At 65.7% G+C, this 10570-nt stretch carries 7 protein-coding genes; 5 read left to right on the forward strand and 2 right to left on the reverse strand.

Annotation, left to right across the window (positions count from 1 at the left end; genetic code table 11):
• Window positions 1–33: 33 nt before the first annotated feature.
• Entirely contained in the window at window positions 34–606 is a 573-nt protein-coding gene (locus EJK15_RS44205) for a TetR/AcrR family transcriptional regulator (RefSeq protein ID WP_171074891.1), read from the forward strand.
• Here the strand turns inward: EJK15_RS44205 and EJK15_RS44210 are convergent.
• Both EJK15_RS44210 and EJK15_RS44215 read right to left on the reverse strand, forming a co-directional pair.
• Entirely contained in the window at window positions 596–1357 is a 762-nt protein-coding gene (locus EJK15_RS44210; RefSeq protein ID WP_138716453.1) for an SDR family oxidoreductase, read from the reverse strand. The genes EJK15_RS44205 and EJK15_RS44210 overlap by 11 nt on opposite strands.
• Window positions 1358–1391: 34 nt before the next feature.
• On the reverse strand, window positions 1392–2246 hold the full coding sequence (locus EJK15_RS44215) for an RNA polymerase sigma-70 factor (protein ID WP_171074893.1): 855 nt from the start codon (window positions 2244–2246) through the stop codon (window positions 1392–1394).
• Window positions 2247–2373: 127 nt separating this feature from the next.
• Here EJK15_RS44215 and EJK15_RS44220 point away from each other — a divergent pair, with 127 nt between their 5' ends.
• From EJK15_RS44220 to EJK15_RS44235, 4 genes are all read left to right on the forward strand, one after another.
• Window positions 2374–3048, forward strand: a complete 675-nt coding sequence (locus EJK15_RS44220) for a ThuA domain-containing protein (protein ID WP_138716455.1) — start codon at window positions 2374–2376, stop codon at window positions 3046–3048.
• A 657-nt stretch (window positions 3049–3705) separates the two neighbouring features.
• Entirely contained in the window at window positions 3706–5121 is a 1416-nt protein-coding gene (locus EJK15_RS44225) for a DNRLRE domain-containing protein (RefSeq protein ID WP_171074892.1), read from the forward strand.
• 33 nt (window positions 5122–5154) lie between these two features.
• A complete protein-coding gene (locus tag EJK15_RS44230) occupies window positions 5155–9264 on the forward strand; it encodes a DNRLRE domain-containing protein (RefSeq protein WP_138716457.1) in 4110 nt (1369 codons plus the stop codon).
• Window positions 9265–9365: 101 nt separating this feature from the next.
• Window positions 9366–10466, forward strand: a complete 1101-nt coding sequence (locus tag EJK15_RS44235; protein WP_138716458.1) for a DUF6461 domain-containing protein — start codon at window positions 9366–9368, stop codon at window positions 10464–10466.
• Window positions 10467–10570 lie beyond the last annotated feature (104 nt).

Raw genomic sequence — 10570 nt, forward strand, 5'->3', positions numbered from 1 at the left:
GAGTGGGTGAGCACTCGCTCATATCATGGGCGGATGGGCACCCGCGATCGCATCATCGATGCCGCCGAGCAGGCACTTCACGAGTTCGGCATCGTGGGGGCGACGACCAAGCGGATCGCGCACCAGGCCGGCTGCTCCGAGGCACTGCTCTACAAGCACTTCCCCGGCAAGGAGGCGCTGCTGCTCGCGGTGCTGCTCGAACGGGTGCCCGCGCTCGGCCCCGCCCTGACGCGGCTGCGGCTGAGCGTGGGGCGGGGCGACGTGGCCGCCAACCTCACCGACTTCGCGGTCGCCGCCGTCGAGTTCTACACCAGTGCGGCGACCATCGCCTCGGGCGTGCTCGCCGACCCCTCGCTCATGGAGCGGTTCAGGAGCATGCTCGCCCAGACCCGCACGGGCCCGCACGTGCCGATCCTGGTGCTGGCCGAGATCATCGGTGACGAGCAGCGCGGCGGCAGGATCGACGCCAAGACGGACGCGGACGCCGCCGCCGCGCTGCTGATGGGCGCCTGCTTCCACCGGGCGAACCTGTCCTACTTCGTCGATCTGCCGGACGACACCCCCACCTGGGCCGCCGCGATCGTCGACACGCTCGTCAGGCGATGACGCGGCTCTCCCCGCCGTCCACCAGCATCGAGATCCCGGTCACGAACGAGGCCCGCTCGCTGGCCAGGAACGCCACCACGTCCCCCACCTCCTCCGGGTTCCCGATGCGGCCGACCGGCACCGCCCTGCCCCGCGCGGCCAGCGCCTCCTCGCCGCCCGCCAGCTCGCGCAGCCGCTCGGTGTCGATGGGGCCCGGCATCACGTTGTTGACCAGCACGCCGTCGCCGCTGACCTCCCTGGCCAGGGTGCGGACGACGCCGGCCACGGCCGAGCGGGTGGCGTTGGACAGGGCCAGGCCGTCCAGCGCCTCGCGCGCCGACCTGCTGGTGATCGTGACGATCCGGCCCCAGCCGCGCGAGCGCATTTCGGGCAGGACCGCGTTGATCAGGCGTACGGTGCCGAGCAGGTTGCGCTGGATGGCGATGTCCCAGTCGTCCAGGGTCGCCTCGTCGAAGCGCCCGGCCGGCGGCCCGCCCGCATTGGCCACGAGGATGTCGATGGGGCCGAGCACGCCCCGCGTCTCCTCGACGACCCGGCGCGCGGCGGCCGGATCCTCCGCGTCGGCCAGGACGGCGTGCACGACCTTGCCGAACTCCTGCAGCTCCACCACCGCGTCCGCGAGCCGTTCCGGATTGCGGGCGGTGACGCACACGTCGCACCCCTCCCGCGCCAGGCTCTTGGCGGCGGCCAGTCCGATGCCCGCGCTGCCTCCGGTGACGAGGGCGACCTTGCCCGAGATGCCGAGATCCATACGGGCGACTATAGATCGTGCGCGGCTCAGGACCTCATTCCGGCCGCACGCGCGCCAGTTTGTCCGGGTTCAGCACGCCGTAGATCTCCCCGATGCGGCCGTCGCGGATGCCGATCATCATCAACTGGTGGTTCTCGCCGAACCGGGTCCAGATCGCCGGCCCGCCGTTGACCTCGACCAGTCGCGACTCCTTGAACTCGTAGCGGGCAAGGAGTCCGGTCAGGAACGCGACGACCTTGCGCCTGCCGAGGATCGGCCGCAGCGCCGCCCGGACCTTGCCGCCGCCGTCGTTCCAGGCCACGACGTCCTCGTGGAACAGGTCGGTGAGTGCGCTCAGGCCGCCGCCCGCCGCCGCCTCCATGAACTTCGTCAGCAGCTCGGCGTGGTTCTCCGTGGACGGCTGGAACCTGTCGCGCCCCGCGGCCAGCCGCACGGAGGCCCGGTGGTGCATCTGCCTGGCGTTGGCCACCGACGAGCCGACGATCTCCGCGATCTCGTCGTACGGCAGCTCGAACGCCTCCCGCAGCACGAACACCGCCCGCTCCGGCGGCGACAGCCGCTCCATCATGTGCAGCGTCGCGTACGAGACGGTGTCGCGCAGCTCGGCCGTGTCCAGCGGCCCCGCCTCCGACGTCATCACCGGCTCCGGCAGCCATGGCCCGGTGTACGCCTCCCGCTTCACCCTGGCCGAACGGAGCTGGTCGAGCGCCAGCCGCGAGACCACGGTCACCAGAAAGGCCCGAGGCTCCCTGATCTCGCTCTGGTCGGTGCCCTGCCAGCGCAGCCACGCCTCCTGCACGACGTCCTCCGCGTCCCACATGCTGCCCAGCAGACGGTAGGCCAGGCCCAGCAGCATCGAGCGGTGCTCTTCGAAACCCACGGCAGGCATCATGCCGCGTCGCCGAAGAAGGAGGTGTGCCGGGGCCGCCAGTTCGCGGCGTCCAGGACGGGACACCAGCGGCGGATGTGACAGTACATGGGTAGAAATACCGCGATAAGCATGATGAGCTGGGCCAGTGGCGAGAAATCTGATCCTGTCAGGAGGCCTGTTCCACGACTTCGCCGCCACGTCGGCCGCGCTCGCGGAGGTGCTCGCCGAGGTGGGGGTCGAGTCCGAGATCACCGAGGACATCGCGGGCGCGCTGAGCGAGCCGTCGGAGGTCCAGCTCATCACCGTCAACGCGCTGCGCTGGCAGATGACCCAGGACCGCTTCGCCGACCTGCGTGCCGAGTGGCGCTTCGGCTTACCGGCCGAGGCCCGCACGACGATCCTCGACCATCTGGACCGTGGTGGCGGGCTGCTGTGCATGCACTCGGCGTCGATCTGCTTCGACGACTGGCAGGGCTGGCCGCGCGTCCTGGGCGGCTGCTGGACCTGGCCCAAGTCCCACCACCCGCCGCTGGGATGGACGGGCGTGCGGGTCCACGGCAAGCATCCCGTGGTGGACGGCCTGCGGGACTTCGACGTGGTCGACGAGGTCTACAGCGACCTCGACATCCTGCCGGACGTCGAGCCGCTGGCCTCGTCGAACGGCCAGCCGCTGATCTGGGCCCGGCCGGTACGGCGCGGCCGGGTGTTCTACGACGCGCTGGGCCACGACACCAGGTCGTACGACAACGAGGTGCACCGTACGCTGCTCCAGCGGGCCGCGCTCTGGCTCCTGAAGCGGCCGGTCACGATCAGGGAATGACGCGCTCCCAGGGCGGTGCGCGCGGGTCACCCCCCTTGACCGCCCCGCTTCCGGCGCGCAACCTGAGCGGTCGCCAGCGGTCCAGGTCCTTTTGTCCTCGAGAGACGCGGTTGCCAGCCGCGGGGTCGGGGCATGTGCGGGATGATCTTGCAGGTGTTATGAGCTGTTCGGAGTGTTCTCGCAGCTCACACCACGAACGCCCGCCGCATGGCCACCGCTCCCTTACAGCGTGTGCCCTGTAGAGCTTCTACGCTGCTCGGGGCGCTGCGGCTGGTGGTTCGATGACCGACGGCAGCGGTTGATCAGGACGGCGGTGCCGACGGCGCCCGCTCGATCAAGTGGGACGCCGAGTGATCACGGATACGCGGTGCTACTCATGGGGCTCATCGCGGCCGCCCGAGTGCCGGGCCCGGACGGGAGCGATTCATGGCGGCTTGCAGGCCGCGAGCGAATCACGTCTGGTGATCACGGAGGATCTCGTTCCCGTTACTGAAAACGATCTTTGCTTTTAGCCCAGCCCTATGTGATGATCAAGCCGTTTTGACATATCTGTTCGAAAGGTTGTGAGTGAACACACGCCGATTAGCGTCCGGCTTATCCGCCCGGACGCGCCGCCGCGCTGCCCTGATCACGACTCTGATGCTGCCGCTCTCGCTCATGAGCGCGCCTGCGATCGCCCAGGGCCCCACGCCACCTCCCACCCCGGCCTCCGCATCGACGACACCATCCGGCGCCGCCTCGGATCCAGCGCTCAAGAGCGCCTGGGACAAGGCCGCCAAGTCCGGCCAACCCGTCGAGGTCCCCTCCCGGTTCACCGAAACCATGAAGGTCTGGGCCAACCCCGACGGCAAGAACCTGCGAGCCGAGCTGCACACCCGACCCGTCCAGCTCAAGAACCCGGCCAACGGCGCCTGGCAACCCATCGACACCCGCATCGTCACCCGCGGTGGCAAGCTCCAGGCCGCCCGCGTCAAGACCCCGCTGACCTTCGGCGAACGCGGCACCAAGCACCTGGTGTCCGCGGCCGGCAAGCAGGGCAAGACCGGCCTAAACGTGACCCGCGCGTTGCCGGAACCCAAGATCTCCGGCAGCGCGGTCACCTACCCCGACGCCGTCGCCCCCAGGGTCGACCTGGTGGTGCAGGCCCAGGCTGACGGCTTTATCTCCCAGGTGGTCTTCCGGCAGCGGCCGACCGGCCCGGTGACGGTGCGGCTCCCGCTGACGCTGCCCAAGGGCACCACGTTCGGCAAGACGCCGGAAGGGCTGCTGCAGCTCAAGGACGCCAAGGGCGAGGCGAAGGCTGCGCCGATCGTGCTGACCGCGATGGACGCCAAAGTGGAGGCCTCCCCCGACGAGGGCAAGAGCTCCCCGGTCACCGCGCGCGTGGAGACCTCCGGCAAGACGCCGGAGCTGGTGTTCACCCCGGACGAGAAGTTCCTGGCCGACCCGGCGGTCACCTATCCGGTGACCATCGCCGCCGCCTCCGAATGGTTCGGCGGCGGCGTACCCACCGACGCCTGGGTCAACAAGAACAACCCCAACAGCAACAACGCCGCCGCCGGATGGCTGCGCGCCGGCACCACCTCCACCAGCGCCGACATCGCCCGCGTCTACCTCAAATTCAACACCGACGCCCCGGAACTCGAAGGCGCCACCGTCGTCGACGCCGACCTCTGGATGTGGAACTACAAATCCGGCGGCCCCAACGGCCAACTGTGCGGCGATCCCCTCGGAAACGGCATCGCGGCCGAACGCGTCACCTCTTCATGGAGTACCAGCAGCCTGAGCTGGTCCAACCAGCCCTCGACTTTAGGCACCCTGGAAGGAGGGAACAAGGCCGGCTACAACTACGAGGCCGATCCTGCCAGCTGGTGCGCCAAAGAAGAGACGCTGCTGCACCAGGTCAACGCCATGGCCCGCGCCTGGATCGAACAGGACGAACCCAACCACGGGCTGGTGCTGCGGGCTCTCCCCGAGACCGCATCGATCAACTGGCGCCAGTACTACTCCAGCGAATACAGCGGCGACCCCTACCCCGGGTACCGGCACCCGCCCACCCTCATAGTCGAATAGATCCCTGCTCCGTCTGAGATCAGGGGCATCTTTATGCCCTACCAGGACACCGATCCAACGGGTGCGGAGATCGACGCCAACACATCCAGCGATCCCAACGTTCGACCAGCTCCAGAGGTGACAGACGACCAGGCGACCGCGATGCGCGCGGACTCGCCGGGCTACTACATGGAGGACACCACCTACGGGTTCGGCATCCCTGAGGAGGTGACTGAACAGGAATGGCTAGATGGGATGGAGGCCACCTATCCCATCGGCGACGGGACCGATCCGGATCCCGGCTCGGACACCACTCCGCCCACGGTGACTTCCACCGTCCCCGCCGATGCCGCAACTGGTGTTCCAATAAACATCCCCATCAGGGCAATCTTTAGCGAACCGGTCACCGAGGTGCAGGCTGCGGTCAAAACCTCTGGGGGAACCAGCGTCGCCGGGACGGTGGCGATGGACACCGCGGGCACCGCGATGACCTTCAGGCCCCAGCAGCAATTGAGCGCCGACACGGCTTACACGGTCGAGGTGAGCGGGGCAAAGGACGCTGCGGGTAACAGGATGGCTGCCCATTCCTGGTCCTTCACCACCGAGCATGGACCGCAGGCGCTCTGGAAATTCGACGAGGGGACCGGCCGCGCTGCCGCAGACTCCTCGGGCAACGGGAACGACGCCGTCGTGAGTGAGTCCACCTTCTGGGTACCCGGAAAGCACGGCACCGCTCTGTCGAGCATGACCACCCCGGTGATCAAGACTCCCGCCACCTCGGCGAACGAGACGTCGGAACGTCTGCGCTTCCTTGCCGTCAAGGAGGCTGCAAGGCAAAGCAAGCCGGTTGAGGTCGCTCACGAGACTTTGGAAACCAGCATCACTCATGCAATGCCTGACGGCTCCTTTCGGACCGACATAACGGCGGGCCCAGTCCGTACGTTGAAGGACGGTGTATGGATCCCCATTGATACCTCTCTCATAGAGGAAGGCGGTGCGCTGAAGCCCAAGGCGATCGCCACAGGTGTCGCTCTGGAAATCTCCACCGGCGGAACCAAGCCCTATGCGAAAATCACCCACCGCCAAGGTGAGAAATCCGCGCTGTCCTGGCCGACAGCCTTGCCCAAGCCCACAGTGAAAGGCAATGTAGCGACGTTTGCGAACGCTGCCGGCTCTGGAGCGGATTTGGTTATCACTGTCTTGCCGACTGGATTACAGCAGATGGTGGTGCTGCGAGAGCGGCCCGAAAAGCCGCTGGAACTGCGCATAAGCGTTGCGGGCAACGCCGCTCTGTCTGAGAGCAAGGACGGCCGACTGCTGCTCGCCGGCAAGAACAAGAAGCTCGTGGCGTCGGCACCGCAGCCATTCATGTGGGACGCCAGCGCCAAGGAACGCCCGCAGAGCGCGAAACGAGTCAAGATTGCCACAGACGTGGTCACCAAGGACGACCACACCGAGCTGGTGCTCAAGCCCCACCACCGGTTCCTGACCGACCCGGACACCACCTACCCGGTCAGGCTGCAGCCGCTGGCGACATCGACGAGCAGCGAAGACGTCTCGCTCGCCAGCACCGACACGGTGGACTCGCCGGCGTACCCCGACGGCTCGGTCATGATCGCCGGTGTGCAGACGGGGCAGAAGCTTCGCTCATACCTGCGTTTCCCCACCGGGAGTCTGCAGGGCCAGACAGTGACCGACGCGAAGCTGTCGCTGTACAACATCACCAGCTCAGCCTGTGGCGCGTCGGTCAGTGACGGCCTCCAGGTACGCCGGGTAACCGGCACCTGGGACGTCAACAACCTCTACTGGGCGAACAAGCCGACCGCGACCACCGAGGACGCACAGATCAACAAGGCCGGCTACGACCTGGCATGCGCCGACGGGGCCAAGCACCTGGAGCGGAACGTCACCGGCATTGCCCAGGACTGGGCCGCCGGGGCCGCCGACCACGGGCTGGTGGTGCAGTCGCCGACCGAGAGTACCGCAATCAACTGGCGCTACCTCACGGCCTCGGAAGACACCGAGTTCAACCAACCGCCCACGCTGACCGTCACCACCAGCGGGCCTGTATCGGCACCTACCGTCTCCGGTCTTGCCATAGCCCCGGCACAGGATGTGACCGGAGTAACCGTGGCCACCTCGCTCACCCCGCAACTGGCCGCCACCGTCGCCGACACCATCGGCGGCGACCTCACCGGGGAGTTCGAGATCGAGCACGACCCGGCCGCCACCGGCCAGGGCACCGGCCAAATCTGGGCCGGCGCCTCACTCGCGGTCGCCTCCGGCAGTCAAGCCGCGGTGAATGTCCCAGCCGGAAAGCTGAGCGACGGCTGGAAGATCCGCTGGCGTGCACGCGCGGTCAACGCCGCAGCGGCCTCTACATCGCCGTGGTCGGACTGGCAGTCGGTGACCGTGGACGTGACCGGCACGGCCAAGACCTCCCTGGCTCAAAGCGCGGGCCCCGTCCTGCGTACCGACCAGAGTTTCACAGTCGGGGCATGGCTGCGCTGGACCAGCACGGACGCCGCCTACAGTGTCCTGGAGCAGAAGGGCTCGAACACTACTCCTTTCCGCCTCGGCAACGACCCGCAACACGGTCTGGTGTTCACTCTGGGGCGCACCGACGAGAACGGCACAACTGCGGAAGGAGCTCTATCGGGAGTCAAGCCTCCGGTCAACGAGTGGTTCCACCTCGCTGGTGTCTACGACAGCGCAGCCAGCAAGGTGACGCTCTATCTCAATGGCGCTGAGATAAAGAACGCGCCGATCAGTTTCCCTGCCTGGAACGCTACGGGTCCCATGCTCCTCGGCGCCGACATGGTGGGCGATCTTGACGAGGTATTCGCCTATCAGAAGGCCCTTTCCGCTGACCAGATCGGTATGCTCCACACCGCTGCCACCTCTGTCAAGTCGACAACGACGGCGAAGACCACTACGAAGCCGCTGAACACCACCGCTGCCGCCAAGAAGTTCCCGTACGGGCACATCTCCACCGACGAGTGCAGGCGGGTCCGTCCTGTCGCTCCGAGCGCCGTCGCCACCACCGGCTCCTTCTCCTTGTGCTACTCCTACCTGGTTGGAGAAAGGGATATCAAGGGGCCGCCCGGGGCTCAGTGGGAAGCGGGGCGATGGACAGCACACATGGTCATCGTCGTGCATTCATACGTCGGCCACATGATCGGCAAGGCAAACGAGTATCAGGCGCGACCCAGCGATGTGCCCATCGGACGCACGCTCGCCAGCCGCAAGATCAGGATGCAGATCCAGATGGGGCCAGTCTCCGCCACGGGATCATTCCTCGACGACTGGGACGATCGCTGGATGCGGGTCTACTCAGGAGCGGCAGGCTGCACAGCCGACGCCAACGATGGCGCTCACAAGACGGTGGAAGACTGGGCGGAAGGCGGCATCCACGAGGTCATCCTTGACCGAACCTCGGATGACAACTCGCACGACGCAGACAAAAAGAGCTCGTGTACGATCAACCCAAACGTCAGGTACACGACGCACGCTTTTTGGGTTCGAAAGGACCTTGAGAACCCCCACACCTTCAGGTGTGACAGCTCTCGATCCATCACCTTCTATTCAAGCGGCTGTGTCCTGTCGACCCTTCGCCCGGTCCTCATCTTCGACGAGAACAACGCGAATGAGTTTTTCGCAGCGCGTCACGTCTGGACCGCCCTCTACGATCAAGGCATCACGTACCCAAAGGTCGGGAGTGGACCTGCGAAGAAGATACCAGGCGGCTTTATTCCGCATGCGCCTTCGTGCGCGAATCTCTGCCTCAGGAGGTCAACAAGCAAGGCCGTCGAAAAGGCCAATCGCTACGTAGCGATCTCTGAATGCAGGAAGATCCGCCCTTACGTGAAGCCAGACAGTTGCGACGAATATCCGTTCGCGACCACACTCCAAGGAGCTGGTCAGCAGAATACCGGCTATAACTACTCTGTTGCCATCATTCCGGAGACGCAGAACTGCTCGCAGGGTGCAACGATCAACCAGTGGTATCAGCGTAACCGGATTCTTGACCTGGACTCGTTCTGGGTTGATGTGGTGCGCCTGGGCTACAACAGGCCACATAGCGGCGCGCCGGGGACTGTAGCTCACGATCCCGCCCCCACCTCCATCAGCCTCGCCACATGCACCATCGATGGCGTATCATAACTCGTAGTAACCGCCATTAGTTCGCCGTCTTGGGGGCGGGGCTCACCTCCGCCCCCAAGACGTCTCCGCTACTGGAAGTACCAATAAGGGAGTACGGCGACTTGGTCGCTTTCTCGACATACAAAAACGCGCTCGACTCGATATTCGATGTGCCAGCATGCCTGACCTGGGTGCGCGGCAAGGAGGTCGAGGAGGTCGCGCGCCTGTTCGGAGGTCGACCGGAGCAGATCAGTGAGGGACATTTCGTGGATCTGTATGACGCCTACGAAATGGAGGAAAAGGAAGGTGTCGTACTCATCACACAGGTGGCCGGTGACTGGATTCTGGCCGTAGAGCTCACGAGATACCGGGGAGCGAAGCCGGATGTCTTGCGCGGTCTGTCAGCGGACGGCGAGGCTTTAGCCCTGGCATGGAGCATCGAGTGGGATGCGACATTCGCCTACGCCCGCACCGGGCGTATCGACGTGGCGTTTGACCCGGTCAGGCAGGCAACTAGTGCTTACGAAGCCGAGTACCTGGAATGGTCTCGCGCCTACGGTATTTCCTCTCGGGAGTGGCAAGACGATTGGCGAGCCGCCGCTTTCGCTATCGCGGAGAGCATGTCCGGCATCCGGATCGACCGCGACTGGAAGGACCAGGCTCACCTCGTCTTGAGGGTTGAGGAAGCAGGCGACGAAGAACCGGATCAGCGTCCGCCTCTGAAGTTGCCCCTTCACATGCGGGAGTTGATCTCACGCCATCCACGAGTGGCCTCCATCGTAGCCTCACCGCCCATCGAGGAATTCACCGAGGGAACGTTGATCGTGGCGGAGTTGGCCGTTGGGGCTGCGGGGTTGCGTGAATCCCTCAACAGGGACCTTGTGGAGGAGGCGCTGGCCGCCATCGCGACGGGCCGCAGAGGTGAGCAGATGAACACCTTGCGGGATACGCTCGATGACCTGGCGGAGAGCTTGGCAGCGCAGGCCGACCAGGTCATGCAGGGACGGGAGAACATCCACCGCCCCGACCCCAACACGGACTGGGGACGGCTGCTGATGAAGCACCACGCGGTGAAGGCATTGAGCGGGGCTCTCTCTGGGGATCCGTACGAGGGACTCACGTTGGCGCTCCAGCACGCGAGCACGGTGACCGCCCCCACGCGCAAACAGAACGATGACTATCGCATGTTGCGGCTCCTAGCCTTGGCTATTCATAGGCCTTGAGGAGATCCGAGACGAAATGACCCGATAGACAACGAAGAGTGCCCCTGATCTGGAAGATTACGGATTGTCGAGATCAACAACCTTCCAGAGCGAGGAGCACTCTT

Origin of the sequence: Nonomuraea basaltis (assembly GCF_005893125.1) — a bacterium.
GTDB classification, from domain to species: Bacteria; Actinomycetota; Actinomycetes; order Streptosporangiales; family Streptosporangiaceae; genus Nonomuraea; species Nonomuraea basaltis.

Coding starts and splice junctions, on each gene's coding strand:
- EJK15_RS44225 (WP_171074892.1), top strand. CDS start 3,706: ATGAGCGCGCCTGCGATCGCCCAGGGCCCCACGCCACCTCCCACCCCG.
- EJK15_RS44205 (WP_171074891.1), top strand. CDS start 34: ATGGGCACCCGCGATCGCATCATCGATGCCGCCGAGCAGGCACTTCAC.
- EJK15_RS44215 (WP_171074893.1), bottom strand. CDS start 2,246: ATGCCTGCCGTGGGTTTCGAAGAGCACCGCTCGATGCTGCTGGGCCTG.
- EJK15_RS44210 (WP_138716453.1), bottom strand. CDS start 1,357: ATGGATCTCGGCATCTCGGGCAAGGTCGCCCTCGTCACCGGAGGCAGC.
- EJK15_RS44230 (WP_138716457.1), top strand. CDS start 5,155: ATGCCCTACCAGGACACCGATCCAACGGGTGCGGAGATCGACGCCAAC.